Origin of the sequence: Candidatus Sororendozoicomonas aggregata, assembly GCF_031528575.1 — a bacterium.
Classification (GTDB): Bacteria; Pseudomonadota; Gammaproteobacteria; order Pseudomonadales; family Endozoicomonadaceae; genus Endonucleibacter; species Endonucleibacter aggregata.
On the sequence record NZ_JAVLSP010000074.1, the window covers coordinates 1 to 21,170 of the forward strand.

Here is a 21,170-nt window from a genome sequence, read left to right on the forward strand (position 1 = left end):
CGTCAAATAGCCCCACTATTATCCTCAGAAGCAGAAATTTTTATCCTCAATTTCTCGTAATCCTCGCTACGGGCGCTATTCTCGGTCAGGCTCCTAGTCACCAAGAAAAGCAGAAAAAAGGCCGCTTTTTCGGCGGTTGCAGTTCATAGCAGCTCATAAAAAATTGTGAACAGCTTCTTATAACCTTGTTAATTGACCAGGCGATATTGACCATTCATGAAAGAATCCCTTATTCATAAGCTGGACAACCTGAAGGAACGCTTTGAAGAACTGAGTATGCTACTCAGTGACGCGCAAGTGATCAGTCAGCAGGAACAGTTTCGGCAGCTCTCAAAAGAGTATGCCGAGTTGGAACCGGTAGTAAAAGCTTATCGGGCCTACGATCAGCTAGTGTCTGACAAGGCTGAAGCCCAAAGTATGATGTCAGATGGTGATCCCGAGATGGCCGCCATGGCAGAGGAGGAACTGGCGCTATGTAATAACCAGTTGCCAGAGATGGAAGAGCATTTGCAGGTATTATTGCTACCGAAAGACACACGCGACAGTTGTAATACGTTCCTTGAAATCCGTGCCGGTACGGGCGGCGATGAGGCCGCTATTTTTGCCGGTGACCTGTTTCGCATGTACTCACGCTATGCGGAAAAACAGGGTTGGAAAATTGAAATTATCAGCACCAGTGATGGTGAGCACGGTGGCTATAAAGAAATTATTACCCGTGTTATTGGCGAAGGTGTTTATGGTCGTTTGAAGTTTGAGTCAGGCGCGCACCGTGTCCAGCGTGTGCCAGAGACTGAGTCTCAGGGCCGTATTCATACGTCAGCCTGTACTGTGGCAATTATGCCAGAGCCTGATGAGCAAGAAGCCATTGATATTCGTAAGGAAGATCTGCGTATTGATACCTACCGGTCTTCCGGTGCCGGTGGGCAGCACGTTAACACCACAGACTCTGCCATCCGCATCACGCACTTACCCACGGGCATTGTTGTTGAATGCCAGGATGAGCGCTCCCAGCATAAGAATAAGGCCAAGGCCATGAGCTGGCTGGCTGCCAGGTTGCGGGATGCTCAGGATAAAGCGGCGGCAAAAGAAATCAGCGATGCCCGTAAAACTCTGGTGGGCAGTGGTGACCGTTCTGAGCGTATCCGCACCTATAACTACCCCCAGGGGCGGGTGACAGACCACCGCATCAATCTGACCCTGTATAAATTGCAGGAAGTGATTGAAGGTGACTTAAACCCTGTGATTGAACCCTTGCTGCAAGAACACCAGACTGAGCAGTTGGCTAACCTGTCTGATGAAAATACCTGATGAATCATCGTATTGACGCAATACTCGGCCAGGCCACCGAGCAATTAGTCGCATCAGGCAGTGAAACCGCACGCCTAGATGCCGAGCTGTTGCTGAGCCATATCCTGCGAAAACCCCGGGCTTTTTTATTTACCTGGCCCGACAAAACGCTGGATAAAGGGCAGCAAAGCCGCTTTTATGCCCTGATTCAGCGACGCGGCGACGGTGTACCTGTTGCCTATCTGACGGGTGAAAAGTCTTTCTGGGATATTCAGCTTACCGTCAACGAGCATGTATTGATTCCTCGTCCTGATACCGAGCTGATGGTTGAGTTGGCACTTTCACTGCCGGTGCCAGATGATGGGATTGTTGTTGATCTCGGCACAGGCTCAGGGGCCATTGCCCTGGCAATGGCGTCACAGAAGCCGAACTGGCAGGTGCTGGCTACTGATAAGAGTGAGCAGGCATTGTCCACTGCAAAAGCCAATGCCGAAGGCAATGGTATTCATTCTGTACAGTTTTTTCTGGGCAGCTGGTGTGAGCCGCTGGCAGGTAAGCAGCTTAATATGATTGTGACAAATCCGCCTTATATCCGTGAAGATGATCCACACCTGAAAACAGGCGATGTACGGTTTGAGCCTCTACCCGCGCTGGTGTCAGGAGCCGATGGTCTGGATGATATCCGTCATATTATTCAGGCATCGCCGTCTTTGTTGTTACCAGGCGGATGGTTGTTAATTGAGCATGGCTATGAACAGGGAAAGGCTGTCGCTCAATTGCTGGAAAGGCAGGGTTTCTGTTCAGTCAGGACGCGCAAAGACCTTGCCGGGCTTGAACGAGTGACACTGGGATGTTTCTGCTTACCGTAAATTGGGCTGCTATTTCTTAGAAGCAGTCTTAAAAGTCTGTTCGTAGCGAGGACTGCGAGAAATGGCGGATAAAAAGTCGATTTTGTGAAGAGAATAGCGGGACTATTTGACGAACAAAAGCGATTTTTTAGACCCATTTATCGTAGCCGCAGTAGGAGCATGACTTTTAAGACCGCTTCTTAAACACAGCATTATAGCGATTGAGAAATTCGCGAGCCGTGCGACCGCCGGGAGTATCCATCTTGGCGGCACGGTTTAAAACCTCGAGTATATCTGCGGTGTTGACCAGTTTACCTTCGCCCTCAAAAGCTTGCGCATGTTTAGCCATTGCTCTTAACAGTGCCTTTTTGTGATCTTGTGGGCGTTTAGGTGTTGTCACTGGCCTCGTGGGCAATGGCTTTTTATTGATGGCATGGATATGTTTTACCTCTTCAGGTGTCATACCCAAAACATTTGGAACATAGGCTTGTCTTTGGGGTTTTGACCGCGAGGGATGAGAGTGAGACATTTTTGCCGGAAAAAAAAGGCCGATCAGTTGGCTGTGACGAAATTTATCCCATCCTCTTTTTAAGAAACGTAAAATAACATGGTGCTTTTTCACTGTCTTGCCAAAAGCACGACCTTTTTCCTCAGGTTGATCGTATCGTTGTGTCGTTTGACCTGAGCGCTGTAACGGGTCCATAGTATTTCCTGCTCTTGGGAGGTGAGTGAAAAAGGATCTTATTTTCTTACCGTCGGCCAAATAGCAGGAGATTGTAGCTTTATATCAGGTGTAACGATTAAATGCACAGGACAATGAGTCTTCCATAAACTGTAATTAATGTCAGTTCGAATGAAAAAGAACATGAAGGAAGTACACTTGACAGTAATAACGAAGAAAAGTCGAAAACAGGCGACTTTTATTAGAAGCAGTCTTAAAAGTCTGCCCGTAGCGAGGACGGCGAGAAATGGAGGATAAAAAGTCGCTTTTGTGAGAAGAATAGCGGGACTATTTGACGAACAAAAGCGACTTTTTAGACCCATTTATCGTAGCTGCGGTAGGAGCATGACTTCTAAGACTGCTTCTTAGCCATTGCAGCGCATAAAAAGTTGTGAAAAGCTACCTTACAATAGCTGCTCGCTATTTCTCTTCCCTTCGACTTTATTCTTTTTCCCGGTTTGCTATGCTCATTGTGTTAGTTAGAAAAGACGACTGGTATAACCACTGTTAGTCAGAATATAAAAAATAAGAACATAAGAATAAGGCAAAAATTTTCAGTAAGCTTGAGGTGCATATGTTTTCTTGTATAGCACGATGTTTTTCCCAGCGCACATCAGCTTCATCATTGAGTGATGAGATGTATTGTGATTCTGCCGGTCTATCAGCACTTAATGGAGGCTGTTCGTCTGCTTTTCAGCATAATCTGATACAAATAATAAACGGACATATTACAAAAAAAGCCAAGCCTAAAGGTTCCGGTATGGACAGAGATATGCGGGTAGATCTCAATGGTTCTATAAAATATTTCGTGGGCAGTGAGTTAGTTGGTCACAACTGCGAGACCCGGCAAGAATCACTTGAGCACTGGAACAAATTAGTCAGTGATGATCACTTCCGGTGGGTAAAAGACAATATTGAGGCATTATCGACCTTTTTACACCAGGGGTTTATTTTTGACATCTTTACCGCACAAAGCATGACGGGCAGATGGTTTTTTTACGGAAACAACATTACCTCCCTTGGGCTTATTTCCGAAAACTTTATATTATTTAAACTATCCCCTGAGCAGATTATAAGAATTATAATAACAAGCGATGTTGGTAATATTTATGTAGGTGATAACCTGCTTCTTCCAGAAGACAGCTCGCACATCAACTTTTCTGTTAAGCTGACGCTGCGCTTTAAAACAATAGAGACACCATCAGGTGCCATTTTGCAAGCTTGCTTTGATCCTGGTGACAGCTATGAAAACTTTTGGTATGTGAAGGCCTTCCCAACGCTTGTAAAAGCTTTAACATTTTCATAAAAACCGAAGTACAGTAAAATTTGATGCTGTCATCCCTGGTAATGAAGACTGCTGACGTCGTTGCATTGTTCAGCTTAGAAGCAGTCTTAAAAGTCTGCCCGTAGCGGGGACTGCGAGAAATGGCGGATAAAAAGTCGCTTTTGTGAGGAGAATAGCGGGACTATTTGACGAACAAAAGCGACTTTTTAGGCCCATTTATCGTAGCCGCAGTAGGAGCATGACTTTTAAGACCGCTTCTTAAGGACTCAAAACATTACCCCTGGTTCAGAAGAAAGACCTCCAGCAGGCTAAAAGCAACTAGACGACAATATAATTTAGTTTTAACTTTGTGTTTTAGCCCATAGTTCTTCCAAAGAGACTCACGTATACTTGCTGGAAAAAAGCTAACAATGTCTTTTACACTTATTTTACCAGGAGCCTGTCGGACTTATGCTTTCGAGCATAAAATTCTGGCCGCGCTTTCTCGCGCTTTCTCGCGCTTTCTGGATTTTAGGCCGAAATTGTCTTAAGTCCGACAGGCTCTTAGTGAATCTTACAGGAAACTGTAAAAGCTGAAAACTACAAGGTGGGTTGCTATATTGATCCACTGATTCAACTGATTCTCGGAGAATACATGCTTTCACGACAGTTCCGACATTTTTTGCATCAGGAATATTCCGTTGGTATTCTGTTGATTATTACAGCAGGGCTGGCCTTGTTTGCTGCTAATAGTCATTTATCACAATATTACGACCTCCTGTTAAATTTGCCCATTCAAGTGGCCATTGGCCCACTGGATATCCATAAACCCCTCCTGCTTTGGGTCAATGATGGTCTGATGGCCATCTTCTTTTTAATGATTGGGCTGGAAGTAAAACGCGAAGTCATTGAAGGTGACTTAAGCTCACCGGCGAAAGTGATGTTGCCAGGCATTGCTGCTGTGGGTGGGATGGTTGCTCCCGCGCTGATTTACACGGCATTCAATTATGGTGATCCGGTAGGCATTAGAGGCTGGGCTATCCCTGCGGCAACTGATATTGCTTTTGCGGTAGGTATTCTTGCCCTGCTCGGTAGTCGGGTGCCGGCCTCTTTAAAGATTTTTCTGTTAGCACTGGCCATCATTGATGATTTAGGTGCCATCATTATTATTGCGTTGTTTTACACCTCGGAACTGTCTGTGACATCCATGGTTATTGGTGCTGCCCTGGTTGTATTGCTGGCTATCTTTAACCGTGCGGGTGTAAAACAACTGACGCCTTACTTGCTAGTGGGTACTTTGCTGTGGGTGTGTGTGCTGAAATCTGGTGTCCATGCAACATTGGCAGGCGTTCTTATTGCCCTGACAATCCCCTCGCAAAGTGACCAAAAGAAAAGCTCTCCTCTCAAACGCTTGGAACATAAACTACACGGTAAGGTTAATTTTTTCATTCTCCCGATGTTTGCCTTTGCTAATGCCGGCATCCCTCTTAATATTGAGCAATTTAAAACCCTGGCAAACCCCATTCCCCTTGGTATTTTGACTGGGCTGTTTGTTGGCAAGCAGCTTGGTATCTTCTCATTTAGCTGGATTGCTGTTAAAACCGGTCTGGCGAAGTTGCCTGCTGGGGCAAACTGGTTGCACCTGTACGGACTTTCTGCGTTGTGCGGTATTGGCTTTACAATGAGCTTGTTTATTGGTTCTTTGGCATTTTCTGATGCCGGCCCCGGTTATGCCACCACAGACCGCATTGGTATTTTAGCCGGTTCACTGATTTCTGCTATAGTTGGCTATATGTTGCTGCGGTACTCAGGTACAAAATCTTCGGAAAACTAATCCCGTCAACCGGGGTATAATGTTGTCTGCTCCGGTTATTGATTGGCAAATCAACCTCGTTTTAACATTCCCTGTTATAACCTAGGAGCCTGTCGGACTTATGCTTTCGAGCATAAAATTCAGTAGGGCGAGTCAGAATTTTCGATCAATTTGCGCGAATAGTTGACCTATTTAAGCAAATTGATCGGAAATTCTGGCCGCACTTTCTCGCACTTTCTCGCACTTTCTGGATTTTAGGCCGAAATTGTCCTAAATCCGACAGGCTCCTAGGAGCCTGACCAAGAATAGCGCCCGTAGCGAGGATTACGAGAAATTGAGGATAAAAATTTCTGCTTCTGAGGATAATAGTGGGGCTATTTGACGAAGAAGCAGGAATTTTTAGACCAATTTATCGCAAACGCAGTAGGGCAGTCTATTCTCGGACAGCCTCCTAGACAGCCTGTTATTTTACTCCCAATTGCAGGCTCCTTGCTAACGCCAACTCTAACGGTTTGATAAATAGTGGGTGGCGAGGCTAATGGTGCGACCCCAGCACCAAAACACGCTACAAGGAACAATCAGTTTATCCACACTTTCTGGTAACCTATGGCAGACAGTGGGTTGGCAGAAAGTAGAAACCTTGAACAATAAGCTTTGAGACGTCAGGTACAAGGCTGTTTAAAGCTGTCCATAACATTGGGGCGCGTATGTTTTCTTTTCTGACCTCCTGTATTTCAGACCAATCCGCTCTCTCTGCTTCAACAGAACAACCAACACTAAACGGTGTCTGTTCGTCGTCTTTTAAAAATAATCTGGTGCAATTGATAAATCAACGTATTAGGGAGGAGACTAAGCCTAAAGGCTCGGGCCTGTCTGAGCAAATGAAGAAAGATATATACCGCATGGGCTATTATGTGGGCGAGAGGCAGGCTTCTGTCTCTGGTAGTCTGGAACAAAGTATCGAGCGCTGGAACAAGTTAATCAATGATGACCCATCCAACTATAGATGGGTAGAAGAAAATATTGAGGAAATATCGACTTTTTTACACCAGGGAATATTCTCAGATATTTCTACCGCGCAAAGTATGACAGGTCAATGGTGTTTTAAACAAGAAAAGATTAAAATGATTGGGTTCGGTGAACAGCGCACCGTAGCACTAGCGGTACTCCCTCAGCAGCGTGTAAAAGTCGTCGCTTCGAGCAATATTAATAGTATTGTCGCGGGTCCGGATTTGATATTGGGTAATGAGGAGGTCAGTCAGTTTTCTGTTAACCTGACGCTGCATTTTCAGCCATTACAGCAGGCGTCCGGTACCAGGCTAAATGCCTCCTTTAATTCAATGGATGACGCTTTTTCAAACCGCTGGTTTATGCAGTTTACACCATCAATTTACCAGTAATACTGTTACACTCTATCACTGGGCGTATCCAATAATTCTTTGAGTCCTTGAAAACGACCCTTCAGCCAACCCATGGCCAACACTGCCGCGCATCTTTCAGGACAATTTATACACTATCTGGACGAAATGGCTTTATACTTTTTTGTCTTTGGTAATAGCACTTGTCTGTCGCTATCGCGTCAACGCTAATATCCCAGGGATTGGTCGTCAGTTGCGCCACTTTCTGACACTCGTGGGCCAGCCCTACGAGCTGTGGCCTGGATTCATCTGTCTGCGTAAAGGCGAACGTCCGGTCGTAGTAGCCACCTCCCATTCCCATACGATTACCGGTCACATCAAACCCGGTCAGCGGCAATAACACAAGGTCAAGGTCTTGCGCCTGGCGAAGGGTTCCGCCTTCAACAACAGGCTCAGCAATGCCGTACCGATTGTTGACCATGGGCATGTCGGGGGTATAGAGCAAAAAAATCAGATGGCCTTTTTTTGCCTTATCCAATACGGGCAAATAGCAGGTTTTACCCTGTTGCCAAGCTATCTCCGCAATGCCTGCCGGGTCAATCTCACCATCATTGGCAAGGTACAGCGCAACCTGCTGACTCTGTTGGAATACCCCTTGTTTGCTGATACACACTGCCAATGCCTTGCCTGCTTCTTTTTGTGCCTGTGGTGACAGAGCTGAGCGGCGAGCACGCAGTGTTTTTCTTAATGTTTCTGCATCCATAACCGAGCCATTGCGTGATTGTTATTCACAAAAAAGCCCTAAAAAACAGGGCTTGTATTGAGATTACAACCTGTACCGGGATTAAAATGGTAATATACATATAATTCAAATAGTGCGTGAGTGAGTGAATAAAAATTCCTTAGTAAATAAGGAGCTATATAGTGGTCACTCATTTATATTCCACACCTTATGACATTACTGTTGATAAAAGCTCACATATGGCTGTTCTGGGTATTTTAAATCAACTGTTTTTGTTTGCCCACCTTTCCAGTCCCAAGCTAAAATTTGGGTGATGGTGCTATCTCTGAGTCTGGTTCTTCAGGTGCCGCAATACTTCTCTGATCCCCTCTACCCCATCACGGATCATAATCTCCAGTGGGATTTGGTTATCAAAGGCTACTTCTCTCATGATGATCCAGCCGTACAGTAGTTCCTCATTTCTGGGGTACAGTAACCGCAGATATGCATGGATCGATAGCAGGTATTCAGCACATTCCACCGTATTCGCCTCACCCTGAGGGAGAAGCATAGAGCGTTGTTCTTGAGCAAGCCCCCACTTATCAAAAAGGCGACTGATTGCTTTATCGGTATCCATAACCCTTTCCTGATTCGCAGTCGTATTCATTGTCGTTGCTCCCACTTGCGCATGCCACTACACAACAGCAGATTGGGACGATTTGGGAGAATCGTTAGTTGAAGTGGGCAATAAAAATCAGTTTTTAAGTGTTGGACACTGCTGACGCTGCAAACAAGTTTGCAACGCCATCAGCGCCCTTATGTTGGGCTACGCTGCTGAAGACAAGCTCTTCAGCAAGTCCTCAATCTCAGTGGCAGGAACGTTAGCTAACTCCTTAGGTTCCATTTTATGCATTCCGCCACCATATACACGCCCTTCATCCAACATAGCTTTTCCAGTTATTTGACTTAATGCCTCGTGTAGTTTCTTATCCATATCAGGGGTTTCTGCTATGGCTTGTTCCACTTCAGGCTTCGGATACAGGATTAAATATGAATTAGCGACAATTGCCTTGGATCTGTTCAGTATAAAACGAAATGGTTTTTTTCCATCCTTATCTGATCGGCCAATATAAGTACAGTAGAAACTACTCGCAGGGCGGTTTTCCTGTGAGTACCATATCTTCCGTTTTTTACACAAATACCTCTGAGATACACCATCACGCACACCTTCCTGCAAATAGGTATGTAATTTCGGATAAGCTTTCTCAATTTCATCAGAAGATAGCTTGCAGTCCAAGACAAACAATTGATTGTCAATGTCAGGAAAACCGTCTGTGTTAGCATTAACCTGAGATGCCCCCAGATATCTTGGGCTTGGCAATATTGGTCTAAAGTGCTCAAGGTGCAAACCACGACTTTCTATTTGTTCTCGTGTTAGTACGAAGAACTTGTTGTCTCCCGTCGCTATGCCACGTTTTATTGTGAAGAAATCACTCAGCTTTGAGTTGTTACAAGCTTCACGCTCCTCAGATAGAGGGAAACGAGTCCACTTTTTTTCGCTTCTTAATACTTCAATGTCAACTTCCCTTTCATGAGAGGGGGTATCGATTGAGTTCCCTCCATAAGTAAACTTTACTTTGTGTCCTTTGCTTGGCTTTTTGTTCTTGAACCATACGATTGCAGAAGAAACAAGAGCATCGTCAAACTGGACGTTATTAGGATCAAACCGGTGGATTTGGAGTAGAGTTACTTCATTCAACAAGTAACTTTTCACTGCTTCTCCGTAATTAACATCCATAAATTCACTCGGAACTAACCACCCTGCTATGCCACCCTTCTTTAACCATGAGTGAGAAAGAGCCATAAAATAACAATACAAGCCTGCCAATCCAGACAACTTCATGTTAGCCGCAGATAATGCTAAAGACTGCAACCTGCCCTTCTGTCCATTGATATGATGATGACGCACATAAGGAGGATTACATATAATCAGGTTGTATCTATCATCTTCTGATGGCGGTGTTTGCACCGTGAAGTCGCCCAACTGATAATCTAAACCAGCGTCTTTCCATAAAGCTGTAGAAGGCTTTCCATAATGCTCATCTATCTCAAAGCCCGTAGCTACCTGAATAGCTTTTGGTTGGAACACACTGCTCAATGCACTGTAGAACGATCCTGTACCTATAGCAGGGTCAAGAAAGCGGATCTTTTCATGCTTGGGCATAATTTTCTTAGCATGAGCGAGAATATCATTCGCAAGAGCTATAGGTGTTGAAAACTGCCCTAGAACATTACGCTCTTCCAAGGTTTTCAACCCGTCAAGCTCTGCCTGTAGTGTTTGACGATTATTTTCAAGCTGGTGCAATTTATCTTGCATTTTTAAAACCCAAAGTGTTCCAGATCATCAATTCGATGCTCCCATACCCAGTCAATTCCTTCAGCAGCTTCATAGCCAAGATAGCCTGAATCAAAATAACCGCACAAGAACAGGTCGAATGAAATCTTGTCACCATATGTACTGCGAAGCTGCTGTATCTTTACTGCCTCTTCTTTTCGCCTTTTGTTAGTATTCGTAAAATCTCCTGCCGACTTAGCTTCGAAAAGCGCAGGATAGTCTCCTTTTTCAGCATCTTTTCTCATTATTACAGCATCAACAGGAATATTGACCTGTCTTCCATTTTCTTGCTCTACAGGTACATTGAAGCGAAACGAAAAAGTACCGTTTGGCATAGAAAGCCAGTCTTCAGCCTCCCCTTGCACAAGTTCACGATAGCCTCGCTTCTCAAGCCACTTCTTGATTGAAGCAAGCTGTCGTTGTTCTTGAGCATTTCTGATAATGGGGTCAGCCACCGCACCACACAAGCGATCTGCAACTATTGTAGAAGCCCGATACACCTCATCCTCAGTACCAGTATCTTTTCGTCCTTTCAATACAAAGATGTCTGGGTCAGACATCTTTTCGATGATTGCCCCAATTTTTGTTAACTGTGATACAAGTTCTGTTTGCTTCATCTTTGGTGGGACACGATGTTGCTTTTCCATATTTTCCACCAAATTTTTGCTCACCCCCGCAAGACCAATAAGCCGATCACGAGCTATTGGGGGACATGTAGCCATTCGTAGCATTGGCAATACCGAAGGATGCTCACTGAGCGTATCAGGGCGAATATTTGTTAAGTTCTCAGTCCATTGCAGAGCTTGTTCAACCTGTTTTGTTGTCTCTATGCGAGTATCTCTGAATGCTTTAGGCGCAAACTCCATGAACCAGTTATTGTAGAAATCCACAGATTTTGCAACATCAGCCTTCCACAAATCTACCTTGTCTCTGTTTACTGCCACTTTAAGCCTCTCTTCGGTCAAAATTCTATACATACTTACTCAGGCAGTATGTAGGTAGCTGCAATCCTTGGATCAGGCTCTACTGCACAACTTCTTACCCCTAACTGCACTTCGCAAGAGCAAATATTGTCCTTTATGTGGGCTTAAATATCCATTACAGCTACCCGCAACCTTTCTTGCAGGAACGTACACCTGTGACTTGCAATCGATCCGTTCTGTACAGCCTGAGCTACAAACCTTTCCATTCCAAAGAGCACTAACCTCTCTGCTGGCCTCGTAGCTGCGGTATAAAGCAAAGTCTGATCAATCATCCGTGCAGACTCATCAGGCAGCACCACAAAACAGGTAGGCCACTGTGACCCTTGCGACTTGTGGATAGTAATGGCATAACCCAGCTGAATCTTTTTCAGTAGCTCAGGTGTCAGGGGTACAGGTGTTCCATTGATATCCGCCATCGCTACAGCCCCTTCCTCATCGGGGCTATCGTAGACACTGATGATGACACCAAGATCGCCATTTCGAATGTCTGCATCTTCATCGTAGTTATTGGCAGTTACCAGAATCGGATCACCCAGCAGCAGTTCTGTGCCTGTGGATGTTACCCACGAAATCCAGCCCCTCTGCTCATCCAGATAACAGATACTTGGCCTGTCCTGCCCTATCGCTTGCTGCAAATGACTATTGATACTGTCTACGCCAAACCCTCCCTTTCTTACAGGCGAAAGCACGGCACAGCTCCCTATCCCCCCAGCCTCAAGCCAAAGCTGCTCTAGCCTTATAAGAGACATCTTATTTTCGATGGAACAATCAGGACTATCAGACAGGGTACTATTAGTTTTATTTGGCAGTTGAAAACGACCTTCACGCACAGCAGCTGCAAAGCGGTGTATTCCACTCTGCTCATCCTGTCGTTTAACCTGTGACAGATGAAAAAATGGGATCATCGTATCTTGCAGAGCATGGAAAACGAGACCTCCCCCTACAGGTGGCAACTGAGCAGTATCCCCTACAAACACGATTCTGGTAGCTTCTGGCAACATACCGATCAATCGGTACATTGAGAGCAGATCAACCATGGAGGCTTCATCAATTACAAGAAGCAGATGATTCGGTAGATCAGGCTTCCCATCACCTAAATGGTCAGCAATCAGTTTGGCGATGGTCTGAGCGGGTAATCCTGTACTCTCTGACATTCGCTGAGCAGCACGACCAGACAGAGCAACCTGATAGCAAGCCAGACCACTTGCCATAGCAGAATAAACACCCAGAACGGCTTTCAGGATGGTTGTTTTTCCTGTCCCTGCACCACCTGAAATACCACAAACCGGAGATAGCACAGAGCCTATAACCGCTTTACGCTGATCATCGGTTAATTCAAACTCCAACGTCTTTTCGTAGCTTGCTAGCGCCTTAGCCACAGAGGTTTCTGACAGGGAACGCTCCCAAACGGTCATCAGGGAGCCTTCTCCTACCTGTCTGCTATGAGCCTTTACCAGAAAGTGCGCTACGGATGCTTCCATCAAGGCAGTCCCATAAACCTGATAACCGCCATCAACCTTAACCAGCAATCTCTGCTTACAAGCAATGTCACCGACATTTTCAGGGGCAGGCTTCTGCATAACACGAAAGCAGCCGTCTATGAGATTCTTCTGGTCAATCACAGTAGAGCCTGTTTTGGCTCCAAAGAGAACAGCTACATGCTGGGCAACACCGGCAACTACGGTATCGCTTGCCATACTCAGACCAAGATTTTTGGCTACTACCATCGCCTTTTCGAAAGAAGCTCCCATTGCCATCAGCAAAAAGGGGTGCTCTTTGATTTTATCAATAGCCTCTGCACCAAAAAGACCAGATAGTTTTCCCCCAAGCCCAAGCGGTAACTGCTGTTCTTCTAGCCAAGCAATAGTCTTGAAAAGCGAAGCGTCAGGCCACCCTTCAAACAGGCTTTCAATTCTAGTTTCAGACATTCCGGAAACTTGTAGTAGAGCCTGTTTATCCCTGTTGTCAACCAAACTTTCCAGATTGGGAATGCGGACCAGGCGATCAGCAATAACCCCGCCGACTCCTTGAATATTGGAAGCAATCCAACGTGACAGCACCTTACCCGAAGGCTTTAGATATTTGATGGAAGTAGCATCAATTGCATACTCAGAAACCACAAAATCATTAACAGTAAAGGTATTCTCTCGTTCCCTGCCATTGACTTGCCAGAGTGAGCCTTCTGTAACCGCCCCCTTTGCATACTCAGGGAATTGCACAACCAAGGGCTTGTCACGCTTGCGAATAGAGCCATCTGGTTGAATAAGGTCAACCGTGGCATAACCATGCAGCCGTCGTTTTTTAACCTGCACGATTTGTCGTAGATGGGTGATCTGACTCATACCTTGAACCCTGCTGCACCCGCTTCAATCAGTGCCTTCTACTCTCTGAACGCCTGCAATTCTTTTCTAAGTTGGCGGTTTTCTGCTTCCAGCTCTGCAATACGCATGGTCAGTGCATTATTTGAATAGGTTACTGTTGCAGCCTGTTTCTCTGCTCTCTCACGAGCTGCCTCATGGGAGGCTTTACTTATTTCCTTGTGACCAAACCAACGCTCTTCAGCCTCATTGAGCGCACTTCTGACTTTTTTATTCTGGGTGCATACAGACTTGGCAAAATTGAGTTCAGCAGAAATAACGGTACGGTTCACCTTGCCGTTGAACTCGTATTCTTCCCAGTCTCTAGCTGCATCACGCTCAGCAATCCATGCTTCCACCTTGGCAAGATTTTCTTTGGCTATCTGCTGACCATTTTTGCCTCTGTTCATCGCCTATCAACCCCCGGTAAAGGCTTATCCAGATTTTCGTTCACTTTCTTCATATCAACACCGGGCATCCTGTTCAGGTTGCTTTGCCAACGAGCAAATTGTGCCAATAACAGCTCATTCTGCTTTTCCAAGCGCTGGACTTTGGCTTCCAGTGTCGCTATCTGCTCTTTGGCAAATTCAAGCGTGATATCTTCAGGCTCTGCTTTAGCTGCCTCTCTCAGGGCTTCCTTTCTATCATTGAATGCCTCAACCAAAGCGGGGTAAGACAGCAGGGTATGCCTGCTAATCTTTTCTTCACCCAGTAAGACAGCCAGTCGCTCTGCGTAACGAGGCCATGTCAGCTTTCCTGACCACTTATCAAGCTCATGCAGAGCAAGGGGAAGCGTTTTTTCTGTGATGATTTTTTTAGGCATTATCTATACCCATAAGCATTGCTATCGTTGACTCTGAAACCAGCTCTTCTTCATCAGGCTTAGTTTTCAGATCACGTTGTTCAAGCGCTCTTTTTGTGGGACTGGGATCATGTTCAGGTGGTATCCAGATTACGGTTCCTTCAGGAGTAGCTTCAGATTCCATCATTTGTCTTACTGTGCGAATGTGAGCTAGCTTCCAGCCCAAGTGAGTAACCCACCTATCTGCCCCAAAAATCAAATCACCGGCAGCAGCTTCAGCCTTGTGTAACTGCGACTTCACGTTTTCCTCTAGCAGTTTTATTCGCTCTAATGTCTTGGGCATCCCTTTGATACAGGCGTGTTCTTTGCATGTCATACACTCTTCACCGCCACCCTTAATACATGGAGTCATAGAGAAGTCATGCACACACATTCCATAAACTGTTGGGTCAGCAATACCAATTCTGTTTACGCCTAAATCTTTATAGCTAACAGGTAGATTTACTTTTATGGCCTCAAGAGCTGTTGGTCGCTCTTCAAATAGCATGATTGCCTTGACCTGTTCTTCTCGCTCTTCCTGAGTACGCAAATCGTAGTGTCGGTTATCAGCAATTCTTGCTCGACCTGCCCAGCGAGCAAGCTGCCATGCATCCATACCACCACGTTCAGCGTTTGTTGAAAGCCAAACTCGGAGCTGATGAGAGGTCAGATAGATATCAGAGCCGTCTTCATCTTTAAAACCAAATCTTTGAAAAATGGTTTTAGGAGGATTTTTCAGCCCAACTCTCATTGAGAGCTGAGCGTTAAGCTGGTTTACGCTGGGCAAACACCAAGAAAACTCTCTAGGCTGCGCTGTATTATTGAACTCACGGTGTTGATCACCGGTTTTCTTTGCTTTATGAGCGTTTTTCTTCCGTTCAGTTTTTCGCTTTTCTGCTGCTTCAGGACAGTAACCATCAGGCTCGGAATTACGATTTAATTCACGGCTAACAGTGCTTTTGTTGACTCCAAGGGTGTCAGCAATAGCTTGTTGTGACTGCCCATTGTCCAGCAATGCCTGAAGCTGGTATCGTTGACCCTGAGTCAGCTGTTTGTAGTGTTTGGTTTGAGTGCTCATTCCAGGCTTCCATTTCAAAGTGTGACAACTTAGAAATCTACTGACAGCTGTCTCACATCTCAAGTTTTAGCCTGTTGCACTTATTGTATTACTCCAGCTCAACGCTCCAGAGTACGGACATGCACTTTTTACGGCCTTTCCTTTAACATTGCCTTTTAGCTTTAACTCTTCCAGATAATCAGCAACATCCGCTTTAACACCACCAAACCCCCAGTCATGCCATGCTAAAAGAAAGCCTTTAAGCCCACCAAGCATATGTTCGTTTTCAGAATTCAAACCTGACCGATAATTAGAAAGCCCTGCAACACTTACTACTGTTTCACCTGTCTGATTCAAATAACTATTGAACCGACCAAAAACATTATTTGTATGGTGAGCTGAAAGCTCTTCAGCATAGCGACAAAGAGCCTTTTTAAAGCCTAGCTCTGTTTTTTTATCTAGCTGCTTAAGTCGTCTAAATCTAATAGTAATAGAGCCATCCAACTCCCATTCATCACTATTAAAGTCAAATGAATAGCCTGATTTTGACTTACTCCACTGAGGAAGAACCTTCTCTATTTTTCTTATGGTTGGGTGCGAAGCCATATACTACTTTCCCTTTTTCGTAAATTCTGTCCAATGATCCATATCTTCACGCATAAGGCGGTTCGCCTCATTTCGAACATGCCGCTGATTATAAACTTCTGCTGACTGATCGGAGTCCCACCCGTAAATATCCTTACGAATTTGAATCTCCATTTTTTCATTTATTGGCTTTATGTCAGGATTGTCTTTCGCTGCTTTGTTTATTTCATCAATTTGGTTGGAAAGACGGTAATTAGAGTCATGTTGAAATCCATGTTTTTTTATTTCTTTAAGCAAATCGGGACTGACATTTTTAACAGAGTTAAGAATAAGGACAAATGTGCTTGCTGATATTGGTCGCCCCCAGTCTTTACCTTTTTTGTGAGTAACAAATAAATATGGATGCTTACGAGCTGGTTCTATCTCCGCTCTAATCTCCATAACATAGTGCTTTAACCGATCAGCAGTTCTTTTCTTTAGAGGAAGCTTGCGCTCTCTTGTCTTCGCTACAGGCTGCCTTCTTCTGGGGTCTTCGAGAGAGTCATGGCGACGTTTTATAAATAGAGAACTAGCACCATGGAAATCAACATCGACTGTTTGTAGACCTAGTAATTCACCTGATCTCATGCCAGTTTCATACATAACCTCAAACATCAAGCTATTACGGAACCGCACAGTTTCACTTTTGAACGGATTGTCGGGAGAGTCTTCTTTGACTATACCCATAAAGTGCTCGAAATTATCTGAAGGAGGAGCCTTAGTATCCGGATCACTGACTAGCCCCCCACGACTAGTCCCCTTTGGTCTATTCGCAAGCATTTGCTTTCTCATAGACTCTATAGACTTGGTTAACTCCTCATCCCATCGAAGTTTATCTCGCAAAACAACCTTGGCTATAAACTCAAGATAATAGGCAACTTGTGTAAGTCTGTTATATGTATGTCGTGTTGATACAGTGGAAAAGCTAGGGACAGTTGCTGCTGCAACATGAGCGAACTTTACCACTGAGTTGTTGGGTTTTCGGGTATGCCACTTTTTCAAGCTCTGTGATTCTAACCGACAATGGTCACGTAATGAGTAAATATCATCATCTGATGGGAAAACACTTTGGCTAAGCTCATCTTCCAATGATCTGTTGTTTATTTTTTCCCATAACCTTAAGTGAACCAAGTGTCCCAATGCATTCTCGATTGAAGTTTGATTGGACTTCTGCCGCAAATGCTCAGTGACATACAAAGTCGCCCAGTAATCAGGGACTCCATCTTCATCAAGCAAAATTGGATAACGCTCTCCATCAGAGAGAATCAAGTTCTTCACAGGCATTTCGTCACACCTATAATCAACTGTTTCATTATATATAAATCATTGAGAAATCAAAATCAACACTTTTATCGAACAAAAAAAGAGGAAAGACCATAAAATGGGCTTTCCTCTACTTATTATCAACTTTTTTAAGAAATATGTTCCCTAAAACGGAATGTCATCGTCAAAATCATCAAAGCCAGCAGACTGTTTCTGTGCAGACGGTTGTTGCGGTGGTGAAGCCGCTGCCTGCTGCTGAGAAGGGGCAGGCGATCCGGATTGCTGAGGGGCAAACTGAGACTGCTGTTGTGGTGCTTGCTGTTGATAGCCACCAGCAGGTGCCCCCGTATTCATGTTATCCTGGCGACCGTCAAGCATGACCAGCTGACCGCCAAAACCATCCACTACAATTTCTGTGGTGTAGCGGTCTTGCCCCTGCTGATCTTGCCATTTGCGGGTTTGCAGCTTGCCTTCCAGGTAAACTTTAGCGCCCTTGCGCAGGTATTGCTGGGCAATTTCTGCCAGTTTGCCGAAAATCACCACACGGTGCCATTCAGTTTTTTCCTGCAGTTGCCCGGTGTTGCGGTCTTTCCAGGATTCGCCAGTGGCAACACTCAAATTAGCTACAGCGCTGCCATTAGGGGTGAAGCGCACATCCGGGTCATTGCCCAAATTACCTATAAGGGTGACCTTGTTAACACTACGAGCCATAGATATCTCCAGTATAACGTCGCGCCCTTACCATAGAGGCTTACTATAAAGGCGTAACGTGCAATTAGTGGGTTGCCTGCAAAGGCTTGGTGGGGTTATTTTAACCTATCATTGGGTTCGGTTAATATAAGAAACCGTTCACAATCTTTTTATGAATTGCAGCCGCCGATAAAAGCCGCTTTTCCTGTCACTTGTAGGTAAAACCCATAGGAGCCTGTCGGACTTATGCTTTCGAGCATAAAATTCTGGCCGCGCTTTCTCGCGCTTTCTGGATTTTAGGCCGAAATTGTCTTAAGTCTGACAGGCTCCATAAATTAACACTTACCAAATTGATGCAATGCAGGAAAATCCAATGTGCGTTTGTTGACCTTAATGTATGCCGTTTTCTCTTCTGGCAACACCGTCACTTCCTCAACCCCCCGGATTTTGGTGAGTTGATCGCCGATTGATCGGGCATGCGTCGCATCCATGGGCTGGCCAACAGGGACAGTATCGGAATTGAGCGCCATAACCAAAGAACTGACATAAGGGGGCTGTTTCATCGTGATAGAGAGTATCAACCAGAGCGTAGTGGGTACAGCGCAGGTAATCATGACACCGATAATCCCCGCGTGTTGCAGTGCCCAGCCACCCATTGCTCCACCAAGGGCTGCCCCTAAAAACTGACAGGTAGAGTACATACCCATGGATGTACCCCGGGTGCCTGCTTTGGAGAGCTTGCTAACCAGCGATGGCAGTGTTGCTTCCAGGAAGTTAAAGGCGATAAAAAATAAAAAGAGACCGCCTAGCACGCGCACTGATGAATGACGACCAAGCCCCATAGAGACAATGGCTGCCATGATGATAATAATACCTAAAACATAAAACTGTTTCAGACTACGGGAACGCTCACTGTAAATAATCAGTGGAATAATAGAAACAAAAGAGGCCACCATCACGATAAGGTACAGCCACCCGTGTTGCTCACGAGGGATGCCTGCGTTGTCAGTCAGAAATTCAGGGACAAAAACAAACAATGACATCAGCGAGAAATGCAGGGCAAAAATGCCGAAAAAATGCCGTGTTAACTGGCTGTTAGTCAATATGGTTTGAATATCTCGCGCCTTGACGGCAGTATTGAGATCCTTCCGGGTCACCACAGGTGAGGGTACGAGAAACAGCACGATCAGTATGGCGGTCAATCCCATAACAGCATTCGTGTTAAACAAGCCAGATAGCCCCCACCAATGCCCTACCACTGGACCGATGATCATAGCCAGACAAAAAGCGATACCAATACCTATACCGATCATTGCCATGGCTCGAGCCCGGTATTGCTCACGCGTAAGGTCTGCCATTAACGCGGTAATCGCGCCGGCGATAGCACCACAACCTTGCAAAACGCGCCCACCAATGATCCAGTTCATGGTTTCTGCCTGTGCCGCTACCACACTCCCTATTAAAAATACCACGAGTCCAAACAGTATGATGGGCTTTCGACCCACCCGGTCAGACAACCAGCCAAAGGGGATTTGTAACAGCGCCTGGCTAAATCCGTAGGCACCAATAGCCAACCCTGCCATGGCTGGCGTATAACCCGGCATGTCCTTAGCGTAGAGCACCAATACCGGAAGTACCATAAACAACCCCAGCATACGAAAGACAAATACCAGGGTCAGTGAGCTAACAGCTTTAAACTCGATTCCAGACATTCCAGTGACTTGTTTAGTTGATTTATCAGGGTTGGGATTTTAGCAGCTTTAAGGGGTGAACACAGGTAAAACATGAACAATTTTTAGCCAGATTGACGTGTTTCAGACCCTGCTATACGTGTGATGATTTTACACACCTGGTCTTTTACCAAATTATTGACTACCCTAGCTTATGGCTTGCCCGAGAAAGAATTTTTGAGGCAGCCGTCTTTCAACTATTTTCCTTCTCGGTTGTGCCTTGTTTGTAAGAAGCTGATCATGGTTTTTTGTGAAAAGCGAAACCAGTTTGAAAACTCGCCTGTTTTTCGATTTTCTGAGAGTTCGGTAGTGCTACGTAACGACTATATAACGACTACGTAACGAAAAAGTCCAAAGCAGGCGGCTATTATCAGTGGTTGCAGCGCATAAAAGATTGTCAACAGCTTCCAGGGCTTGGTTATGTCTTAAGGGGCTAGCCTGAAGAAGCCTTAACGCCTTTCTTTGCTAACAGATAAGCTCGCAGGTGACTGCTATGAAGCGTTTAGTAATAACTTGTCTGGCCTTGTTATTGCCTTTTGGTGCTTATGCGACCACATACAATACAGGCTATGTCAATATGTCAGAGGTTTACTATAAGAAAGCGGAAGTCTTCACTGTTATATGTTACGCAGCGGATGGTACTCATAAATCGAATGATATCAAACCGTTATACGGTATATCAGAAAATTGTGTAAAGTCTGATGTTCTGCGAAAATCCACAGGCCAAACAGTCGCGACCGGCGTCGGGCATGGTTGCCATTGGATAGTGGGAGTTATCCCTTTTGTTCACCCATTTCCTTCCGTGACCAAGGGTTGGCGTTGTCTGGATCATATCGAGCCAACTAAAAACCAAATGGCCTTGAAATACGTGAATAAGCCAGCAACTATAGAGAAACTGTTGGATCAATCATCTTTACATCCTTAAGCATCTTATCAGATGCCAGGAGCCTGTCGGACTTATGCTTTCGAGCATCAAATTCAGTAGGGCGAGTCAGAATTTTCGATCAATTTGCGCGAATAGTTGACCTATTTAAACTTAAGCAAATTGATCGGAAGTTCTGGCCGCGCTTTCTCGCGCTTTCTCGCACTTTCTGGATTTTAGGCCGAAATTGTCTTAAGTCCGACAGGCTCCTAGGAGCCTGACCGAGAATAGCGCCCGTAGCGAGGACTGCGAGAAATGGCGGATAAAAAGTCGCTTTTGTGAGGAGAATAGCGGGA

Annotated in this window: 18 protein-coding genes and 1 pseudogene; 6 read left to right on the forward strand and 13 right to left on the reverse strand. The window is 45.2% G+C overall.

Going from position 1 to position 21,170, the window contains the following annotated elements:
- Positions 1 to 216 precede the first annotated feature (216 nt).
- On the forward strand, positions 217 to 1,308 hold the full coding sequence (gene prfA, locus V4C51_RS13135; RefSeq protein WP_330926630.1) for a peptide chain release factor 1: 1,092 nt from the start codon (positions 217 to 219) through the stop codon (positions 1,306 to 1,308).
- Positions 1,308 to 2,156, forward strand: coding sequence for a peptide chain release factor N(5)-glutamine methyltransferase (gene prmC, locus V4C51_RS13140; RefSeq protein ID WP_330926631.1), 849 nt, complete (start codon positions 1,308 to 1,310; stop codon positions 2,154 to 2,156). Before prfA ends, prmC begins: the two co-directional genes overlap by 1 nt.
- Before the next feature lie 166 nt (positions 2,157 to 2,322).
- Here prmC and V4C51_RS13145 read toward each other — a convergent pair whose 3' ends face one another.
- Complete coding sequence (locus V4C51_RS13145; protein ID WP_330926632.1) at positions 2,323 to 2,838, reverse strand: hypothetical protein; 516 nt, start codon at positions 2,836 to 2,838, stop codon at positions 2,323 to 2,325.
- Between the two features lie 643 nt (positions 2,839 to 3,481).
- Here V4C51_RS13145 and V4C51_RS13150 point away from each other — a divergent pair.
- The 3 genes from V4C51_RS13150 to V4C51_RS13160 all read left to right on the forward strand — a co-directional run bounded on the left by V4C51_RS13150 (position 3,482) and on the right by V4C51_RS13160 (position 7,333).
- Complete coding sequence (locus V4C51_RS13150; protein ID WP_330926633.1) at positions 3,482 to 4,162, forward strand: hypothetical protein; 681 nt, start codon at positions 3,482 to 3,484, stop codon at positions 4,160 to 4,162.
- Positions 4,163 to 4,775: 613 nt separating this feature from the next.
- Entirely contained in the window at positions 4,776 to 5,954 is a 1,179-nt protein-coding gene (gene nhaA / locus V4C51_RS13155; protein WP_330926634.1) for a Na+/H+ antiporter NhaA, read from the forward strand.
- A gap of 686 nt (positions 5,955 to 6,640) precedes the next feature.
- Positions 6,641 to 7,333 (forward strand): hypothetical protein, encoded by a 693-nt coding sequence (locus V4C51_RS13160; RefSeq protein WP_330926635.1) that lies wholly within the window; start codon positions 6,641 to 6,643, stop codon positions 7,331 to 7,333.
- Between the two features lie 106 nt (positions 7,334 to 7,439).
- Here V4C51_RS13160 and V4C51_RS13165 read toward each other — a convergent pair whose 3' ends face one another.
- The 12 genes and pseudogenes from V4C51_RS13165 to V4C51_RS13220 form a co-directional block, all read right to left on the reverse strand.
- Positions 7,440 to 8,054 (reverse strand): 5-formyltetrahydrofolate cyclo-ligase, encoded by a 615-nt coding sequence (locus V4C51_RS13165; RefSeq protein ID WP_330926636.1) that lies wholly within the window; start codon positions 8,052 to 8,054, stop codon positions 7,440 to 7,442.
- 298 nt (positions 8,055 to 8,352) lie between these two features.
- Complete coding sequence (locus V4C51_RS13170) at positions 8,353 to 8,679, reverse strand: hypothetical protein (RefSeq protein WP_330926637.1); 327 nt, start codon at positions 8,677 to 8,679, stop codon at positions 8,353 to 8,355.
- A gap of 159 nt (positions 8,680 to 8,838) precedes the next feature.
- On the reverse strand, positions 8,839 to 10,389 hold the full coding sequence (locus tag V4C51_RS13175) for an Eco57I restriction-modification methylase domain-containing protein (protein ID WP_330926638.1): 1,551 nt from the start codon (positions 10,387 to 10,389) through the stop codon (positions 8,839 to 8,841).
- Between the two features lie 2 nt (positions 10,390 to 10,391).
- The gene (locus V4C51_RS13180; protein WP_330926639.1) at positions 10,392 to 11,384 is read right to left on the reverse strand and encodes a XamI family restriction endonuclease; all 993 of its coding nucleotides are present in this window, start codon (positions 11,382 to 11,384) and stop codon (positions 10,392 to 10,394) included.
- A gap of 110 nt (positions 11,385 to 11,494) precedes the next feature.
- Positions 11,495 to 13,732, reverse strand: a complete 2,238-nt coding sequence (locus tag V4C51_RS13185) for an AAA family ATPase (protein WP_330926640.1) — start codon at positions 13,730 to 13,732, stop codon at positions 11,495 to 11,497.
- Between the two features lie 38 nt (positions 13,733 to 13,770).
- On the reverse strand, positions 13,771 to 14,157 hold the full coding sequence (locus V4C51_RS13190; protein ID WP_330926641.1) for a hypothetical protein: 387 nt from the start codon (positions 14,155 to 14,157) through the stop codon (positions 13,771 to 13,773).
- On the reverse strand, positions 14,154 to 14,570 hold the full coding sequence (locus V4C51_RS13195) for a hypothetical protein (protein ID WP_330926642.1): 417 nt from the start codon (positions 14,568 to 14,570) through the stop codon (positions 14,154 to 14,156). The genes V4C51_RS13190 and V4C51_RS13195 overlap by 4 nt, the downstream gene beginning before the upstream one ends.
- An 844-nt stretch (positions 14,571 to 15,414) precedes the next feature.
- Positions 15,415 to 15,666, reverse strand: a pseudogene (locus V4C51_RS18055) (helix-turn-helix domain-containing protein); the annotation flags it as partial.
- A 66-nt stretch (positions 15,667 to 15,732) separates the two neighbouring features.
- Entirely contained in the window at positions 15,733 to 16,251 is a 519-nt protein-coding gene (locus V4C51_RS13205) for a hypothetical protein (protein WP_330926643.1), read from the reverse strand.
- A 3-nt stretch (positions 16,252 to 16,254) separates the two neighbouring features.
- Positions 16,255 to 17,553: a tyrosine-type recombinase/integrase gene (locus tag V4C51_RS13210; protein ID WP_330926644.1), complete on the reverse strand. Its 1,299-nt coding sequence runs from the start codon at positions 17,551 to 17,553 to the stop codon at positions 16,255 to 16,257.
- 144 nt (positions 17,554 to 17,697) lie between these two features.
- Complete coding sequence (gene ssb, locus V4C51_RS13215) at positions 17,698 to 18,243, reverse strand: single-stranded DNA-binding protein (RefSeq protein ID WP_330926645.1); 546 nt, start codon at positions 18,241 to 18,243, stop codon at positions 17,698 to 17,700.
- A gap of 314 nt (positions 18,244 to 18,557) precedes the next feature.
- Complete coding sequence (locus V4C51_RS13220) at positions 18,558 to 19,934, reverse strand: MFS transporter (protein ID WP_330926646.1); 1,377 nt, start codon at positions 19,932 to 19,934, stop codon at positions 18,558 to 18,560.
- Between the two features lie 511 nt (positions 19,935 to 20,445).
- Between V4C51_RS13220 and V4C51_RS13225 the strand changes: the two genes are divergently transcribed.
- Entirely contained in the window at positions 20,446 to 20,877 is a 432-nt protein-coding gene (locus tag V4C51_RS13225; RefSeq protein ID WP_330926647.1) for a hypothetical protein, read from the forward strand.
- Positions 20,878 to 21,170 lie beyond the last annotated feature (293 nt).